Source organism: Jiangella anatolica, assembly GCF_003236295.1.
Taxonomy (GTDB): domain Bacteria; phylum Actinomycetota; class Actinomycetes; order Jiangellales; family Jiangellaceae; genus Jiangella; species Jiangella anatolica.
Genome location: NZ_POTW01000001.1, coordinates 108809 through 125136, shown reverse-complemented (window position 1 = coordinate 125136; position 16328 = coordinate 108809). Strand labels below are relative to the sequence as shown.

The following is a 16328-nucleotide window of genomic DNA, read 5'->3' as shown; positions in this document are numbered from 1 at the left end:
GTTGACATGGACGACCCCTGGGACCTCGTGGTGGTGGGCGCCGGCCCGGCCGGAGCAGCGGCGGCGCTCGGCGCGCTGACGGCGGCGCCGGGCCTGCGCGTGCTGCTGCTCGACCGGGCCGACTTCCCGCGCGACAAGGCGTGTGGCGACGGCGTCGCGCCGGACGTGACGGACGTGCTGGCCGCGCTCGGCCTGCCCGGCCTGCTGGACGACTGGGCGCCGGTGCGGCGGCTGGAACTGACCCACGGCGACCGCCGGGTCTCGCGCCCGATGCGGCGGCCGGTCCACGTGGTGCCGCGGACCGTCCTCGACCACCGGCTGCAGGCGGCCGCCGTCGCCGCCGGGGCTCGGTTCGAACGGCGCCGGGTGCGCACCGTCCGGCCGCTCCCCGGCCGCGTGGTCGTCGACGACGAGGTCACTGGGCTGGTGGTCGTCGGGGCGGACGGCGCCTACTCCGGCGTCCGCCGCGCCGCCGGGCTGCCCGCCGTCCGCCGCCGGGCCATCGCGCTGCGCGGCTACGTCGCGACGCCGCCCCGCTGGTCGGGCCGGCAGGTCATCGCGTTCGACCCGGCGCGCACGCAGGCCTACGCCTGGTGCTTCGACCGCGGGGACGGGCTGGCCAACGTCGGCTACGGCGTGTTCGGCGCCGACGGGCTGTCCCGGTCGGAGCTGCTGCGGCGGCTGGACGAGCTGCTGCCCGGTGCCGCCGATGGCGACGACTGGCGCGGCCACCACCTGCCGCTGTCGTCGTGGCGCTGGTCCCAGCCCGACGGCCGGCTACTGCTGGCCGGCGACGCGGCCGGCCTGGTCAACCCGATGACCGGCGAGGGCCTCCACTACGCCGTGTCGACGGGCGCGCTGGCCGGGCGCGCGGCCGCGGCCGCCGTCACGGCCGGGCGTCCCGGCACCGCGGGCGCGCGGCATCGGAGAGCCGTGCGCGCCTTCCTCGGCCGGCACCTGCGCCACACCGCCGCCGCGGCCCGCCTCTCCGCGCTGCCCGCGGTGCTGACCGCCGGCATCGTCGCCGCGGACCGGGACGAGGGGGTCTTCGACGACCTCGTCGAGCTCGGCCTCGGCCACGGGCGGCTGAACCGGCGGGTCCTCACCGGGCTGACCCGCGCCCTCGTCACCCGCTGAGCCGGGCTCCCTCGTTCCTCGCGTCCTCCTCCGCATAGTGGCAGGCCGTGTCGGCGCCTGACGGGGTCCGGACCCGCAGCGCCGGGCGCTCGGCCGCGCACCGGTCGTCCGCCCGCCAGCACCGGGTGCGGAACGGGCAGCCGGACGGCGGGTCGGCCGGGTTCGGCAGGTCGCCCTGCAACAGCCGCCGCCGAGCCGGGTCGCGCAACCGCGGGTCGGGCACCGGCACCGCGGACAGCAGTGCCTGCGTGTAGGGGTGGGCCGGCCGGGTGAACACCGTGTCGGCGTCGCCGTACTCGACGATGTGCCCGAGGTACATCACCGCGACCTGGTGGGCGAGGTGGCGCACGACGGCGAGGTCGTGCGCGATGAACAGGTAGGCCAGCCCGAGCTCGCGTTGCAGCCGGGCGAGCAGGTTGACCACCTGCGCCTGGATGGACACGTCCAGCGCGGACACCGGTTCGTCGAGGATCAGCAGCCGCGGCTCAAGGGCGAGGGCCCGGGCGATCCCGATGCGCTGGCGCTGCCCGCCGGAGAACTCGTGCGGGTAGCGCGACACGGCCTGGGCCGGCAGTCCGACCAGGTCGAACAGCTCGCGGACACGTGCGCGGCGACCGGCCCGGTCGCCCACGCCGTGGATGTGCAGGGGCTCGGCGACGATGTCGCCGGCCGGCATCCGCGCCGGCAGCGAGGCGTACGGGTCCTGGAACACGAACTGCAGCTCGCGCCGCTTCTGGCGCAGTTGCGCGGTCGACAGGGTGGAGAGGTCGGTGCCGTCGAACGTGACGGTGCCGCCGGTGGGTTCGTGGAAGCGCATGATCGTGCGCCCTACGGTGGACTTCCCGCACCCGGACTCGCCGACCAGCGCCAGCGTCTCGCCCGCGGCGACGGTGAACGAGACTCCCTCGACGGCGTGCACCGTGCCGCGCCGGCGCTGCAGCACCCCGCCGCGGATCGGGAAGTGCTTCACCAGTCCTTCGACCCGCAGCAGCTCGGCGCTCATTCCACTCCTCCCGTCAGCCCGGCCAGCTCGGCGTGGAAATGGCACGCCGACCGGTGGCCGCGCCCCGCCGGGTTCAGCTCGGGCCTGGTCAGGCACTCGTCGCGGCCCTGGTTGAGCGGGCAGCGCGGCCGGTAGGAGCAGCCCGGCGGCAACGCCTGCGGGTTGGGCGGCTGTCCGCCGATCGCGGGCAGCTCGGCCACCCGGTGGTCCAGGCGCGGCAGGCTGCGCAGCAGGCCACGGGTGTAGGGATGGCGGGCCTCGTGGAACACCGTGTCCACGTCCGCGGTCTCCACCACGCGCCCGGCGTACATGACCACCACCCGTTCCGTCATCTCCGCGATCACGCCGAGGTCGTGGGTGATCATGATCAGCGCGGCCTCGGTCTCCTGCTGCACCCGCCCGAGCAGGTCCAGGATCTGCGCCTGGATCGTGACGTCCAGCGCCGTCGTCGGCTCGTCGGCGATGATCAACGCCGGCCGGTTCGCCATCGCCATCGCGATCATCGCCCGCTGCCGCATGCCGCCGGAGAACTCGTGCGGGTACTGCCGGGCCCGCCGCTCCGGCGCCGGGATGCCGACCTCGGCCAGCAGCTCCACCACCCGCGCTCCGGCCGCCCGCCGGGACAGCCCGGCCTGGTGCCGGCGCAGTCCTTCGGCGATCTGCTCGCCCACGGTCATCACCGGGTTGAATGCCGTCATCGGGTCCTGGAACACCAGGCCGATCTCACGGCCACGGATCCGCTCCAGCTCCCGCTCGGCCAGCCCCACCAGGTCGCGGCCGCGGAACCGGGCGTGCCCGGCCACCACCCGGCCGTGGCCCGGCAACAGCCCGAGCGCCGACATCATCGTCACGCTCTTGCCCGACCCGGACTCACCGACGACGCCCACGGTCTCGCCCGGACGGACGTCGAGGCTGACGCCGTTGACGGCGCGAACGACGCCGCCCTCGACGCGGAACTCGGTCACGATCTCGTCGATCGACAACAGCGGCTCGGTCATCGGACCGCCCTCGGGTCGGCCGCGTCGCGCAATCCGTCACCGACGAAGTTGACCGCCATCACCGTGACCGCGATCGCGATGCCCGGCGGCAGCCACAGCCACGGCATCGACTCCAGGATCGTCAGCGACTGTGCCTCGTTGAGCATGTTCCCCCAGCTCGCCGTCGGCGGTGGGACCCCGAGGCCGAGGAACGACAGCGCCGCCTCCAGCAGGATCGCCTGCGCCACGCCGAGCGTCGCCACCACGGTGAGCGGGGCGATCACGACCGGGACCACGTGCTTGCGGATGATCCGCACCGCACCGGCGCCCAGCCCGCCGACCGCGAGGATCGAGTCCTGCTCGCGCAGTGACAACGTCATCCCGCGGACGATGCGATACGGCGTCGGCCAGCCGAACAGCCCGATCGACAGGATCAGCGTCGGCAGGCTCGGCCCCACGAACGCGACCACCACGATGATGATGATCAGCGCCGGGAACGACAGCACCACGTCGGCCAGCCGGCTCAGCGCGCCGTCGACCGAGCGGCCGAAGTACCCGGCCACGGCGCCCAGCACCAGCCCGATGGACGTGGCGATCAGCGCCGCGCTGAGCCCGACGAGGAGCGAGACCCGGCCACCGGCCAGCAGCCGGGCCAGCACGTCGCGGCCGGCGGAGTCGGTGCCCAGTGGATGCCCGTCCGCCGGGCCGCGGCGGATCGCCGACGGGTCCACCGCGTTCGGGTCGGCGCCGACCACGAACGGCAGGACGATGGCGCCCACGGTCAGCAGCACGAGCATGATCGCGCCTGCCACCGCCAGCCGATGCCGGCGGAACCGGCGCAACGCCAGGCGGCCGGGCGAGACCGAGCCGGCGTCGGCCGGCACTGTGTCCAAGGTCGTCATTCGCGGACCACCCTTCACAGTCGGATTCGGGGATCGATGACGGCGTACGCCACGTCGGCCAGCAGGTTGCACAGCAGCACGAGCACCGCGATCGCCATCACGAAGCCGAGCAGGATCGGATAGTCCCTGGCGAGCACGGCTTCCAGGGCCAGCCGGCCCATGCCGGGCCAGGCGAAGACCTGCTCGACGACCACGGCGCCGGCGAAGAGCACCGGGATCTGAATCGCCACCACCGTCACCAGCGGGATCAACGCGTTGTGCAACGCGTGCCGGCCGACCACCCGCCGCCGTGACAGCCCCTTCGACCGCGCTGTCGTCAGGAAGTCCTGGCCCAGCACCTCCAGCATCGCCGCCCGCGCGTAGCGCACGTACGGCCCGGCCAGCGCGAGCCCGAGAATGCCCGCCGGCAGCACCAGGTGGCGCAGCGAGTCCACCAGGCCGCCGCCGCCGACGGAGTTCATGCCACCGGTCGGCAACCAGTCCAGCTTCAGCCCGAACACGTAGATGCCCAGCAGCGCGACGAAGAAGCTGGGCACGGAGATCGCGACCAGGCTCAGCGCCGCCGCGCCGTAGTCGACCAGCGTGTTGCGGCGCAGCGCGGCCAGGATTCCCACCGGGATGCCGGCCAGCAGGCCGATCACCAGGGCGGTGCCCATCAGCCGAACGGTCGGGCCCAGCCGCTCCACCATCACCTCGGCGACCGGCCGGCTGGTGCTGTAGGAGAATCCGAGGTTGCCCTGGAGGAACTCCCCTGCCCAGCGGACGTACTGGATGGGCAGGGACGCGTCCAGCCCCAGTTGCTCCCGGCGTCGCGCGATCGCCGCGGCCCGGTCGCCGGAGAACGACATCGGATCGATCATCATCTCCACCGGGTCGCCCGGCATCAGCTGCAGCAGCGTGAACAGCAGCATGCTGATGCCGACCAGCACCACGGCGGACACCAGCAACCGCCTGACGACGTACGCGACCATCGAGCGCTCTATCCGCCCAACGACCAGTCGGCGGCGTTCCAGAAGGCGTCGACCGCCGAGGGGTTCAGCTCGAAGCCCTGCAACCGGTCGTTCGTCGCCGCCAGCGTGTTCGGCACGTAGAGGACGAAGATCGGCACCTGCTCGTTGACGATGCGCTGCGCCTCGGCGTAGATCCGCTCCCGCTCGGCCTGGTCGCTCGTCGCGATGCCCTCGGCCAGCAGCCGGTCCAGCTCCTCGTTGCAGTAGCCGGAGATGTTGGGCCCGCCGATGGTGGCACACGTCAGCCGCGAGTTCATCGACGCCGGGTCCATGGTGAACAGGCCGTAGCTGGAGATCAGCAGGTCGAAGTCCCGGTCGGCCAGCGACGCCGACAGCTCGGCCGCCTGGTAGTTCTGGACCCGGGCGTTGATGCCGACCTCTTGCAGCTGGGCGGCGACGATGGTCACCGTGGTGTCGCGATCACGCTGGCCCGGCACGACCTCGATCCGGACCTCCGTCGCGGGGTCCCAGCCGGCCTCGGCCAGCAGCTCGCGCGCCTTGTCCGGGTCATGGCCGTAGTGGGTCAGGCCGTCCGGCACCGCCCAGTCCGGCCCGTGCGCCAGCGTGTCGACGACCTGGGCCTCACCGGCGAGGGCCTCCTCGACGATGGCCTCGCGGTCGATGGCGTACATGATCGCCTGGCGGACCCGCGGGTCGGCCAGCTTGCCCGAGTCATGGGCGGTGTGCAGCGCCATGACGCCGGCGCCCTCGGCGCGGTGCAGCGTGACGCCGTCGATGCCCTCGACCCGGCCGACGTCGGGCGCCGCCACCTGGGCGAAGTCGATCTCGCCGGTCTCCAGCTGGGCCATCGCCGCGTCCGTGGTCAGGTGCTGGGCGAACACCCGGTCCAGCCCGAGCTCCGTGCGGTACTCCGGATTGGCGTGGAACTCGATCTGGTCGTCGGTCACCCAGCGCTGGAACACGTACGGCCCGATCCCGACCGTCGGCTCGCGGAAGAACGGGTTCTCCGCCAGCCCGTCCACCGGCAGCTCGCCGACCACGTGCTCGGGCAGGACCGCCAGCGTGGGCTGGACCAGCTCGTCGATCAGCGCGACGTTGGGCTGGTCGAGCTGGATGACGAACGTGGTGTCGTCCGGCGCCTGGAAGCCGGCCACCGTGTCCGCCGAGCCGTCGGCGAGCGCGGCGGCGCCACTCACCGTCGCGAACTTCCCGGCATACGCGCTGCCGGTGGCCGGGTTGGCGTACAGGTTGTAGGTGAAGACGACGTCGTCGGCCGTGAACGGCTCGCCGTCGCTCCACACCACGTCGTCGCGCAGGTGGAAGGTCCAGGTCGTGCCGTCCGGCGACACCTCCCAGCTCTCGGCCAGGCGCGGCCCGTACTCGCTGCCGGCCGTCACCGAGACCAGCGCGTCCCAGTGCAGCTGCGCGATCAGCTGATCCGGCCCGATAGGCGCGAGCAGTGGGCTGAAGCCACGCGGCGGCTGGTAGAGCTGCACGGCGGCATCGCGGCTGTTGCCGCCGTCGCCGTCGCCGCCGTCGTCGTCACCGGTGGTGCCACCGCCGCCGGAGCACGCGGTGGCGAGCACCAGGACGGACAGGGCGGCTATCGCCGCCTTGGACAACGCCATGGGGTTCACCTGCTTTCCTTCACGATGGCGGAGACGGCTCGCACGAAGGCGTCATCCGGTGGAGTGAGCGGGGGTGCGACCGAGGGGACGGGCAGGCCCAGCGCCGTCGCCGTGGCGACCTTGATCGCCCCGACGGCGCGCGCCGGGAAGCCCGCGCCGTCCAGCGGCACGTCGAGAATGCGAAGCAGCCGCAGGTACGTGGCCTGCGCGGCGGCCGCCCCGTCCACGTCGCCGGCCCGTGCGGCGGCGTAGGTCTCGACCGCCGCACCCGGCAGGACGTTCGCGAAGCCGGGCACGATGCCGTGGAACCCGAGCATGATGGCCACGTCGAGGGTGATCTCGACACCGGCGTAGGTGCGGAAGCCGGTGACGTCCGCGGTCGCCGCGCAGAGCTGCCGGCCGGCCGTCAGGTCGCCGGAGGAGTCCTTCACCCCGGCCAGCACGCCGTCGGCGGCGAGGCGGCTCACCAGGCTCACCGGCAGCTTCCGCGGTGTCCGTGGCGGCACGTCATAGGCGACGACGGGCAGCTCGACGGCCGTCGCGACGGCCCGGAAGTGGGCGGCGAGCTCGGCGTCGCTGGAGTCGAAGAACAGCGGCGGGAGAACGAGCAGGGCGTCCGCACCGCCCGCCTCGGCGTCACGCGCCGCCTGAACGGTGTCCGAGGTGCCGAGCCCGCCCACCCCGGCCCAGACCGGCAGCCGTCCGTCGGCCTCGTCCACCACGACCCGCAGCACGGCCGAGCGCTCGGCCGGCGTGAGGTTGCCCACCTCGCCGGTCGAGCCGGTGGCAAGCAGGCCGTTCACACCGGCCGCGATCTGCTGTTCGACCAGCGCGGACATGGCCTCGCGGTCGGGCTTGCCCGACTCGGTCAGGAAGCTCACCAGTGGCGTGATCACGCCGGCCGGCAGGGCGGGATCGGTCATCGAGGGTCTCCCCCTGGGTCGCGTTGAGCAACGATCTGGTTGTCCTACAACGGTTGTAGGACAACGAGAGTAGGGTTCGGGGCACAGCTTGGCAAGACCGCTCTGAACTAGATCGGCGGAAGCATCAGGTCCGGGAGGAGCTCCCGCGCGACGAGCCGGGCCTCCGCGACCGCCGACTCCGGCGCGGCGGCGTAGGGCCAGCGGACCCGCAGTCCCACGTCGGCCCAGCCGCCGACGGCGGCCAGGAACTTGTCCAGGGCCGGGTTGGACAGTCCGCGCGCCTGCAGCGGCGCCACGCAGCGGCGGAAGAACTCGCCGATGCGCCGCTCCAGGTCCAGCGCCGCGGGCAGGTCGCGGTGCATCAGCTCGTACCAGGCCACGGCGCCGGCCGGAGCCATCGCGGCGACGTTGGAGTAGCTGCCGGACGCACCATGGCCGACGCCGGTGGCCAGCCGGTGGCCGGCGACGAACAGCGAGCAGGCCGGCGCGTGCGCGCGCATCCGCGCGTACCAGTCGCCGTCGCCGCCGGCCAGCTTCACGCCGACCAACGCCGGCACGGCGGCCAGGAGGCGGCCGAGCAGCTCCGGCGAGACCTGGGTCTTGGCGTGAGGCGGGTTGTACAGCACGAGCGGGACCGGCGCCGCCGCCGCGGCGACGCCGGTGAGGAAGTCGGCCACCTCGGCCTCGTTCAGCGGCACCCAGTCCGGCAACGTGACCTGGATCGCGCCGGGCTCGTGCTCGCGCGCCCGGCGCACCCGGTCCAGGCAGACCTGCGCGCTCGGGTGGCCGGCGCAGATCTGGAACGGCAGGCCGGCGCCCTCGCAGGCGCCGGCCAGCAGCTCGTTGACCCGGTCGAACTCGCGCTCGTCCAGGGCATGGAGCTCACCCGCCGTGCCATGGGCGTACACGCCGTGCACGCCGCTGCCGGCCAGCAGCGACAGCTCGTCCTCCAGGCGGCGCCAGTCGATGGCGTCGTCCGCCCGCAGCGGCAGGAGCACGGTGCCCCACACCCCGCGGATCCGGCCGGCCGGCAGCGGCTTCATGACGTCAGCTGCCGAACTCGACGGTGACGTCGTTGCGGTAGTTGTCGAGGACGAAGGTGTACGCGGTGTCCGTGAACGGCTGGTGGATCTTCACGTACGGATCGGTGATGTCGAGTCCGGCGAACCGGTGGATCACCCGTCCGCTCTCGACCCGGGTGGCGAACGTCCAGCCGGTGACCTCGGTGTACACGTCGTTGTCCGGGCTGGACAGGATCGTGTAGTGGCTCTGGTTGAGCCGGGTGGTGCCGGTGCGGTTGCGCAGCTCCACCGCCTCGACATCCCCGCCGGCGGGGATGTCGACGTCGAGCACCAGGCTGCGCGACCGGTAGTCCAGCGCCAGCGACGACGGCGCGCAGGCCTGGTCCCAGTTCGCACCGGGCCGGGTCTGCGGGAACACGTCGAGCTCGTTGATGCCGGCCCGGACCGGCCCGGACGGCGCGGTGGTACTGGAGATCCGGAGCACGTCGCCGTTCGTCACACCCGCCTGGGCCAGCGTGTGCGCCGGGTTCAACGGCGTGGACGGGTTGGCCCGGGTCGTGAGCTGGAGACCGCTGCCCGGCGCGCACAGCACGCCCTGCGCCTCGGCGGCGATGACGGCGGAGACCAGCGTGCTCGTCGGGTGGCTCGCCTTGCGGACGGCGTACGGCCACAGCCAGCTGTTCCGGTCGGTGCGTTCGACGAAGAACGTCGGGGTGGCCGCGACGCGGCTGGCCGCGGCCGCCGCCTCGTCCTGGCAGTCGGTCGCGAGGGTGGCGTCCTCGACGACGTTCGCGACCAGCTTCCACTTGGCGGTGCCGATCTTCGCCTGGAACACCACCAGCAGCCGGTTGGCACTGAGCCGGTGGAACGCCGGCTCGCCCGTCGCCGCGCCCATCAGCTGCGTTCCGCTGGTGTCCTCCAGGAACGTCTGCCCTTCCCAGGTGACGCCGCCGTCGAAGGTCGAGACCAGCACCGCCCGTCCGGTCCGGTTTCCGGCCGAGTCGAGCTGGCGGTGCCCCATGACCAGCTTCTCCTGGGTGCCGGTCAGCGCGTCGGTGCACGGGGCCGTCGTCATCGCCAGCGCCTCGGCCGGGCGGCCCGACGCGACCGGAGCGCTCCATGTCGCGCCGTTGTCGCTGGAGTACGACAGGTAGGCCTGGCCCTTGTTCTGCCCGACGCCGGTGGCATAGCGGATGACGGCCAGCAGGCGGCCGTCGCTCAGCTCCTGCACGAACAGCTCGTTGGCGCCACTGGGGTAAGGGACGGAGCTGTAGGGCGCGAACTGGACGGGGTTGTTCGGGTCATAGGCGATGGTCCGGTAGTCCGACCAGGTGAGCCCACCGTCGAAGGAGCGCAGCACGCCGGACTGCCACCGCCGCGGGTCGGTCTCCCAGTCCGGGGTCAGTTCCTTGGCGCCCCAGATCGGCAGCAGCAGCGTGCCGTTGTCCAGCTCCACGATCGGGGTTCCACCGACCCACGCCTCCCGGATCGGCGTGGGCAGCGTGACCGGCGTGTTCAATCCGGTCCAGGTCGCGCCGTTGTCCGTGGACCTGGCGACGATCAGCGTCGCCTTGCGGTCGTTGTAGGCCTGCACGTTGATCGCATCGTTGTACGGAAGCAGGATCGTGCCGTTGCTCAGCGTGGCCATCCCACGCGTTGAGGAGATACCGCCGCCCCCTTCGTGCGAGCTGGTCCCATCCAGGATGGTCGAGGGGCTCCACGTGGCGCCGTCGTCGGTCGAGCGGATCAACCGCAGGTCGCCCTCGTTCCCGTCCGTCCCGGTGTTGAACGCGATGAGCAGGTCGCCGTTGGGCGCCTCGGTGAGTGCCGGCCGGTACGCGTCGATCGCGGCGGGCTTGTCGGGGAAGGTGGCCGCGCTGGTGACGTCCCAGGCGTCGACCACCTCCAGCGCCGGGTCGCTCACGCCGTGCGCGGGCGCGCCGGTCAACAGGACCGCCAGGGAACCCGCGGCGATCGCGGCGACCGCCGCTCGCTTGCCCAGCTCTTTGTGTCGTGCCATGTCCGGACCTCCGATTCAGCTGTCGAGCGGATACAGCGGACGTGGTGCGTTGGTGAACGCGAGCGTGTCCAGCCGCGGCGTCGAGGCGCCCGGCAGGTCCAGCGTCAGCGCCGCGCGGGCGATGGGCGCGTACGCCTGGGTGTACATGTGCGCGGACCGGACGACGACGATGTCGGCCTCGCGCGGGTCCAGCCCGGCGTGGCGCCACGGCGCGAGGTCGAACGTCGGCGCGGGCTGCTCGGTGAGCAGCACCGCTGGCCCGAGCCCGGTGTCGACGACCGCGAAGCGGCCCATGTCGTACCGGGTGCCCTTCATGAACGGCCCGTCGAGCTCGACGGGTTCGGCGCCGAGCCGGCGCACCTCACCCGTCAGCCGGACCGGACGGTGGAAGCGCCGGTCGATGCCCGCGCCGACGTCCAGCGACAGCCGCGTGCCGGGTCCGGCGTCATGGCAGGCGGCGACGGCGGCCGGGTCGGCGACGGTGACCAGCGAGCGCAGGCCGGCGCCGTGCCGCAGCAGCGCGTCGACCATGGCCGGGCTGTCGCCGGTGGCGCCGGCGGTGGGCGAGTCGGCGGACTCGCTGAGCACGACCAGACCGTCCAGCGTCCGGGCCCGTTCGATCGCGGCGCGTGGCTCGTACAGCTCGACGTCGAAGTCGTGCCGGCGGTCCCAGGCCGTCTCGGCCAGGTCGTCACACCGGTGCTGGGCGGTGGGATGGTCCGCCGGAGCGACCGCCGTCACCGCGAAGCCCAGCTCGCCGACGTCGAGCCAGGGCTGGACCGGGAAGATCGAGACGTCGCGGATGCCGCCGGAGGTGACCGCGTCGGCGAGCCGGCGCAGGTCGGCGATCGGGCCGTCACCGGTGCTCTGCGCCTCGGCCGGCACCAGCATCGGCCGCTTCGCCAGGTACGTCCGCAGCCGGACACCGGTGGTCAGCTGCTCGATCAGCAGCCGGGCCGCGGCGGCGCCGGTGCGGACCTGATCGATGTGCGGATAGGTGTGGTAGCCGACGACGATGTCGGCCTGCCGGACCATCCGCCGGGTGAGGTTCGCGTGCAGGTCCAGCGACACCGCCACCGGGATCTCCGGCCCGAGCAGGTCCCGGACCGCCGCCAGCAGGTGCCCGTCGACGTCGCCGATCCCGTCGGCGGCCAGCGCGCCGTGCAGGCCGAGGTAGAGGCCGTCGAGACGACCGGCCGCGCGGATCGCGTCGAGCAGCATCCGCTCCAGCGTCGCCGCCGCGTCCGCCGTGAGCGGTCCGCCGGACATAGCCCACGCCCGCAGCAGCGGCACACCCTCGTGACCCGCCGCCCGGACGACGCCGGCCGCGCCGTGATACTCGTCGGCGACGTCGAGCTCCCGGGCCGCCGCCCCGGTGCGCAGCGTCTGGAAGTCGCCCAGCTCCGTCTGCCGCGCCGACCAGCTGTTCGACTCCTGGACCAGCATGGCCAGGCCGATCCGGCGGACGCCCGTCGCCGTCATGGCGTCAGAAGATCGGCAGCGAGGGCCACCACTCCGGCCGGAACGGATCGCGGAACTCGTCCTGGAACTCCTGCTCGACGTACCGGCGGTGGTACTCCTCGAGCTTGTCGCGGTCGAGCTCGACCCCCAGCCCGGCGCCGGCCGGGACCGGCAGCCGGCCGTCGCGGAAGCGGTGCGGCTCGGCGATGACGTCGTCGCTCTGTTCCGGCAGGTGCGAGTCGATGCTGTGCGACACGACCGGGTGCGCGGCGGCGAAGTGCAGCAACGCCGCCGTCGAGATGCCGAGCTCGCGGTCGCTGTGCAGGCTCATGCCGAGGTTGAACGTCTCGCAGATCTTGGCGAGGTGGCCGAGCGCGGACGGGCCGCCCCAGAAGTGGATGTCGCCGAGGATGACGTCGACGGCGTGCTCCCGGATGGTCTGCGGCAGCTGGTCGAAGCTGACGCAGCACATGTTCGTCGCGAGCGGCACCGGCGAGTCCTTCCGGACCAGCGACATGCCCTCGATCCCCCAAGTGGGGTCCTCGCAGAACTCCACGTCGAACGCGGCGACGGCGCGGAGGAACCGGGTGCTCGTCGGCACCGACCACGCCTGGTTCGGGTCGAGCCGGAGGAACCGCATGCGGTCGCCCAGGCTCGCCCTGATCTTCTCGACCGCGACCAGCTCCTGCTCCGGCGGCAGGATGCCGTTCTTGAACTTGACGTCGCGGAACCCGTAGCGGTCGACGAGCTCGACGGCGTGCTCGGCCGGGTGGTCGACGGTCAGCTCCTCGTCCGCGGAGCCCTGGCGATAGAAGACGTAGGCGGCGAACTCGATCTCCTCGCGGTCGATGCCGCCCCACAGGTCGCCGCAGCGCTTGCCCAGCTGCTTGCCGGCGAGGTCCCAGCAGGCCATCTCCACCGCGGCGCCGGCCAGCTTGGTCGCTCCGATGATGTCGAGCTGCTCGCTGGTCACCCGGTAGAACCCGTACCGTTTGGCGACCCGCAGCGCCTCGACCGGGTCGAGGCCCAGGAAGAACGACGCCGTCTGGCGCACGGCCGCGGCGACCGCCTCCCCGCCCCGGGTCTCGCCGAGCCCGACCAGCCCCTCGTCAGTCACGAGCTCCACGATCGTGCGCGTCGTGCCGAGCTCGGTGCCCGCCGACCAGCGCAGCGGCGTCACGAGCGGAACGAGGACGGGCGTCACACGGACGTCGACGATCTTCACCTGGTCACCCCTGGTTGTCCTACAACGGTTGTAGGACGACCAGAGTAGGCATGGAGGTGCCGCGGCGCAAGACCTCGCGGGGTCAGGCCCGGGTGCGGTGCAGCTGGTTGTCGAAGTGCCCGCTCATCGCCGCCACCGCCGCGTCGGCGTCGCCGCGCTGGAGCGCGGTGACGATGTTGCGGTGCTGCTGCGCGATCCGCGCGGGCGGCGGGATCGACAGGTCGTGATGCTCGCTGATGCTGGAGATGGCGTCCCAGAACGCCTGCAGCAGGAAGACCACGACCCAGTTGCCCAGCGGGCGGTACAGCACGTCGTGGAACCGGCGGTCGACCTCGATCGCCCAGTCGTCCCGCTCGGCCCGGGCCTCCATGTCCTCGACGATCGCCACCAGCTCGTCCAGGTCGGCCGGCGCCAGCAGCGGCACCACCGCGCGCAGCAGGTTGACCTCCAGGATCTCCCGGACCTCGGCGATCGGCAGCAGGCTCTTGAGGCCGTCGGGCTCGGTGAGCCGGGCCCAGAAGGTGAGGATGTCGGTCAGCCCGTCGAGGGTCACCTCACGCAGGTAGATGCCGTGCCCGTGCCGGATCTCGAGGATGCCCTGCACCTGCAGCGCCTGCAGCGCCTCGCGCACCGCGTTCCGGCTGGCGCCGAGCTGGTCGGAGAGCTGGTGCTCGGTGGGCAACCGGTCACCCGGCCGCAACCCCCGGTCGAGGATCAGTTCCTTGATCGCGTGCAGCAGGGTCGGACCGCCGCCCGACTCCCGTCGATCTTGCCTCGTCGCCACCCTGTTCTCCCTGCCGGCCAGCCCTAGCCCGCTTGCACGCGGGACACAGCGAACTGTACAGTCCGCAGAAATTGGTTGTAGGACAACCACCGTTCGTGTTGTCCGGCCCGCTCTCGCACCGAACAGGTGGTCCTCCATGGAGTGGTCGCAGTCTGCACAGATGTACGAGCGCGCCAAGCTGTCCCTGCCCGGCGGGGTCAGCAGCGGCTTGCGCGCGGCGATGAGACCGCATCCGTTGTTCTTCGAGCGCGGGGCGGGGTCCCGGCTGTGGGACGTGGACGGACGGGAGTACGTCGACTACGTCCTCGGCTGGGGCCCGCTCATCCTGGGCAACTCGCACCCGGCGCTGGTCGACGCCGTCACGCGGCAGCTCGCCGCGGGTCAGAGCTCGGGCGCGGGCCACAGCAGGGAGTTCGAGCTGGCCGAGCGGGTCTGCGCGGCGATCCCCGGCATGGACAAGGTGCTGTGGTCGAACACCGGCTCCGAGGCCGCCCAGATCGCGCTGCGGCTGGTCCGGGCGGCCACCGGCCGGGTCCGGTTCATCAAGTTCCACGGCCACTATCACGGCTGGTCCGACGCCATGCTGCTGGGCTACCGGCCCGCGGCGGACGGCTCGCTCGACGGCCTGACGTCCCGGGGGCAGCATCCCCGGGCGCCGGCCGACGCCGTCATGCTGCCGTGGAACGATCTCCCGGCCGTCGCCGCGGCGCTGTCCGGCCCGGACCACGACATCGCGGCGATCTTCACCGAGCCCGCGCTGTGCAACTCCGGCGTGCTGCCGCCCGCGCCGGGCTTCCTCGCCGGCCTGCGCGAGCTGTGCGACGCGCACGGCGTGGTGCTCGTCTTCGACGAGGTCATCACCGGGTTCCGCATCGCGTACGGCGGCGGGACCGAACGCTACGGCGTCAGCCCCGACCTGGCCGTGCTCGCCAAGGCGATCGCCGGCGGCCTCCCGCTGTCGGCCGTGGCCGGCCGGGCCGCCGTCATGGACCTGGCCACCCAGGGCGTGGTCCACGCCGGCACCTACAACGGCGGACCGCTCGCCCTGGCCGCGGCGGACGCCACGCTGACAGAGCTCGCCCGCCCGGGCGTGTACGAGGCGTTCGAGGAGCGGGCCGGGCAGCTGACGCAGGGCATGCGCAAGGCTCTCGCCGACCACGGCGTCACGGGCGCGGTGCACCACGTCGGCCCCGTCGTCCAGTGCACGCCCGGCGTGCCGGCCGGTGACAGCTTCGCGACGTTCATGTCCGCCGACTGGGACTGGTACGGCGCTCTCACGGTGGAGCTGCTGCGCCGCGGGATCTACGTCCTGCCCGGCGGGCGCTGGTACCTGTCGACCGTGCACGACGAGGCCGACGTCAACCGGACCGTCGCCGCCTTCGGCGCGGCCGTGGCCGCCACCGTCGACACGACCGGCCGGCCCCGATGACGGGCACGCGGTTCGCCGGGCGGGTCGCGATCGTGACCGGTGCCGCCAACGGCATCGGCGCGGCGGTGGCCCACGCGTTCGCCGCCGAGGGCGCGTCGGTCGTCGCCGTCGACCTCGACGCCGAGATGTTGCGCTCCGTCGTCGAGGAGATCGCGGCGGACGGCGGCGCGGCGACGGCCGTCACCGGCGACGTCGGCGAAGAGCCGACGGCCAGGCGGGCGGCCGCCACCGCCGCGGAGTCCTACGGCGGGCTCGACGTGCTGTTCAACGGCGCCGGCGTGAACCGCCACGGCGCGGTGCCGGACGTCTCGCTCGCTGACTGGGAGTTCGTCCTCGGCGCCAACCTGCGCGGGCCGTTCCTGCTGATGAAGCACGCGATCCCGCTGCTGCGGGAGCGCGGCGGCGGCGCGATCGTCAACACGGCTTCGGTGCAGGCGTTCGCCAGCATGCCGGCGGTGCCGGCCTACGCCGCGTCGAAGGCCGGCGTCGTGGCGCTGACCGCTGCGGCGGCGCTCGACCACGCGAAGGACGGGATCCGTGTCAACTGCGTCGCGCCGGGCTCGGTCCGCACGCCCATGCTGCGCGCCGCCGCCGAGCAGTACGCACCGGACGACCCGGAGCGCGCCCTGGCCGAGTGGGGCGCGGTGCACCCGATCGGCTTCCTCGCCGAGCCCGAGGACGTCGCCGCGCTGGTGCTCTTCCTGGCCGGTCCCGAGTCCCGCGCCATCACCGGTGCCTGCTACCGGGTGGACGGCGGGCTGCTCGCCAAGCTCGCGCACTGACCCCGCTGTTCGGCGACGACGACCGCATCATCGTCGATCGAGTGCCTCGGCCATGTCGCCATCC

General features: G+C 72.9%; 14 protein-coding genes. 3 read left to right on the top strand and 11 right to left on the bottom strand.

Annotation, left to right across the window (positions count from 1 at the left end):
- Positions 1–6: 6 nt before the first annotated feature.
- The gene (locus C1I92_RS00500; protein WP_111252688.1) at positions 7–1137 is read left to right on the top strand and encodes an NAD(P)/FAD-dependent oxidoreductase; all 1131 of its coding nucleotides are present in this window, start codon (positions 7–9) and stop codon (positions 1135–1137) included.
- Here the strand turns inward: C1I92_RS00500 and C1I92_RS00495 are convergent.
- The 11 genes from C1I92_RS00495 to C1I92_RS00445 form a co-directional block, all read right to left on the bottom strand.
- On the bottom strand, positions 1127–2140 hold the full coding sequence (locus C1I92_RS00495) for an ABC transporter ATP-binding protein (RefSeq protein ID WP_111252687.1): 1014 nt from the start codon (positions 2138–2140) through the stop codon (positions 1127–1129). The genes C1I92_RS00500 and C1I92_RS00495 overlap by 11 nt on opposite strands.
- Positions 2137–3138, bottom strand: a complete 1002-nt coding sequence (locus tag C1I92_RS00490; RefSeq protein WP_111252686.1) for an ABC transporter ATP-binding protein — start codon at positions 3136–3138, stop codon at positions 2137–2139. Before C1I92_RS00490 ends, C1I92_RS00495 begins: the two co-directional genes overlap by 4 nt.
- Positions 3135–4019, bottom strand: coding sequence for an ABC transporter permease (locus C1I92_RS00485; RefSeq protein ID WP_111252685.1), 885 nt, complete (start codon positions 4017–4019; stop codon positions 3135–3137). The genes C1I92_RS00490 and C1I92_RS00485 overlap by 4 nt, the downstream gene beginning before the upstream one ends.
- Before the next feature lie 14 nt (positions 4020–4033).
- A complete protein-coding gene (locus C1I92_RS00480; protein ID WP_111252684.1) occupies positions 4034–4990 on the bottom strand; it encodes an ABC transporter permease in 957 nt (318 codons plus the stop codon).
- 8 nt (positions 4991–4998) lie between these two features.
- Positions 4999–6618: an ABC transporter substrate-binding protein gene (locus C1I92_RS00475; protein WP_111252683.1), complete on the bottom strand. Its 1620-nt coding sequence runs from the start codon at positions 6616–6618 to the stop codon at positions 4999–5001.
- A gap of 5 nt (positions 6619–6623) precedes the next feature.
- Positions 6624–7541, bottom strand: a complete 918-nt coding sequence (locus C1I92_RS00470) for a dihydrodipicolinate synthase family protein (RefSeq protein WP_111252682.1) — start codon at positions 7539–7541, stop codon at positions 6624–6626.
- 107 nt (positions 7542–7648) lie between these two features.
- Positions 7649–8584, bottom strand: a complete 936-nt coding sequence (locus C1I92_RS00465) for a dihydrodipicolinate synthase family protein (RefSeq protein ID WP_111252681.1) — start codon at positions 8582–8584, stop codon at positions 7649–7651.
- Between the two features lie 4 nt (positions 8585–8588).
- Positions 8589–10583, bottom strand: a complete 1995-nt coding sequence (locus C1I92_RS00460) for an exo-alpha-sialidase (protein ID WP_111252680.1) — start codon at positions 10581–10583, stop codon at positions 8589–8591.
- A 15-nt stretch (positions 10584–10598) separates the two neighbouring features.
- Complete coding sequence (locus C1I92_RS00455; RefSeq protein WP_111252679.1) at positions 10599–12065, bottom strand: M81 family metallopeptidase; 1467 nt, start codon at positions 12063–12065, stop codon at positions 10599–10601.
- Between the two features lie 4 nt (positions 12066–12069).
- Positions 12070–13269: an enolase C-terminal domain-like protein gene (locus C1I92_RS00450; RefSeq protein WP_111252678.1), complete on the bottom strand. Its 1200-nt coding sequence runs from the start codon at positions 13267–13269 to the stop codon at positions 12070–12072.
- 82 nt (positions 13270–13351) lie between these two features.
- Entirely contained in the window at positions 13352–14053 is a 702-nt protein-coding gene (locus C1I92_RS00445; protein WP_158563844.1) for a FadR/GntR family transcriptional regulator, read from the bottom strand.
- A gap of 136 nt (positions 14054–14189) precedes the next feature.
- Here C1I92_RS00445 and C1I92_RS00440 point away from each other — a divergent pair, with 136 nt between their 5' ends.
- Together C1I92_RS00440 and C1I92_RS00435 are read left to right on the top strand one after the other, a co-directional pair.
- Positions 14190–15482: an aspartate aminotransferase family protein gene (locus C1I92_RS00440; protein WP_111252676.1), complete on the top strand. Its 1293-nt coding sequence runs from the start codon at positions 14190–14192 to the stop codon at positions 15480–15482.
- Entirely contained in the window at positions 15479–16264 is a 786-nt protein-coding gene (locus C1I92_RS00435) for an SDR family NAD(P)-dependent oxidoreductase (RefSeq protein ID WP_111252675.1), read from the top strand. The genes C1I92_RS00440 and C1I92_RS00435 overlap by 4 nt, the downstream gene beginning before the upstream one ends.
- The last annotated feature ends 64 nt before the right edge of the window (positions 16265–16328 follow it).

Bases quoted from the DNA above. Each gene is read 5' to 3' on its own strand.
- C1I92_RS00500 (WP_111252688.1), top strand. From the start codon at position 7: ATGGACGACCCCTGGGACCTCGTGGTGGTGGGCGCCGGCCCGGCCGGA.
- C1I92_RS00495 (WP_111252687.1), bottom strand. From the start codon at position 2,140: ATGAGCGCCGAGCTGCTGCGGGTCGAAGGACTGGTGAAGCACTTCCCG.
- C1I92_RS00490 (WP_111252686.1), bottom strand. From the start codon at position 3,138: ATGACCGAGCCGCTGTTGTCGATCGACGAGATCGTGACCGAGTTCCGC.
- C1I92_RS00485 (WP_111252685.1), bottom strand. From the start codon at position 4,019: ATGACGACCTTGGACACAGTGCCGGCCGACGCCGGCTCGGTCTCGCCC.
- C1I92_RS00480 (WP_111252684.1), bottom strand. From the start codon at position 4,990: ATGGTCGCGTACGTCGTCAGGCGGTTGCTGGTGTCCGCCGTGGTGCTG.
- C1I92_RS00475 (WP_111252683.1), bottom strand. From the start codon at position 6,618: ATGGCGTTGTCCAAGGCGGCGATAGCCGCCCTGTCCGTCCTGGTGCTC.
- C1I92_RS00470 (WP_111252682.1), bottom strand. From the start codon at position 7,541: ATGACCGATCCCGCCCTGCCGGCCGGCGTGATCACGCCACTGGTGAGC.
- C1I92_RS00465 (WP_111252681.1), bottom strand. From the start codon at position 8,584: ATGAAGCCGCTGCCGGCCGGCCGGATCCGCGGGGTGTGGGGCACCGTG.
- C1I92_RS00460 (WP_111252680.1), bottom strand. From the start codon at position 10,583: ATGGCACGACACAAAGAGCTGGGCAAGCGAGCGGCGGTCGCCGCGATC.
- C1I92_RS00455 (WP_111252679.1), bottom strand. From the start codon at position 12,065: ATGACGGCGACGGGCGTCCGCCGGATCGGCCTGGCCATGCTGGTCCAG.
- C1I92_RS00440 (WP_111252676.1), top strand. From the start codon at position 14,190: ATGGAGTGGTCGCAGTCTGCACAGATGTACGAGCGCGCCAAGCTGTCC.
- C1I92_RS00435 (WP_111252675.1), top strand. From the start codon at position 15,479: ATGACGGGCACGCGGTTCGCCGGGCGGGTCGCGATCGTGACCGGTGCC.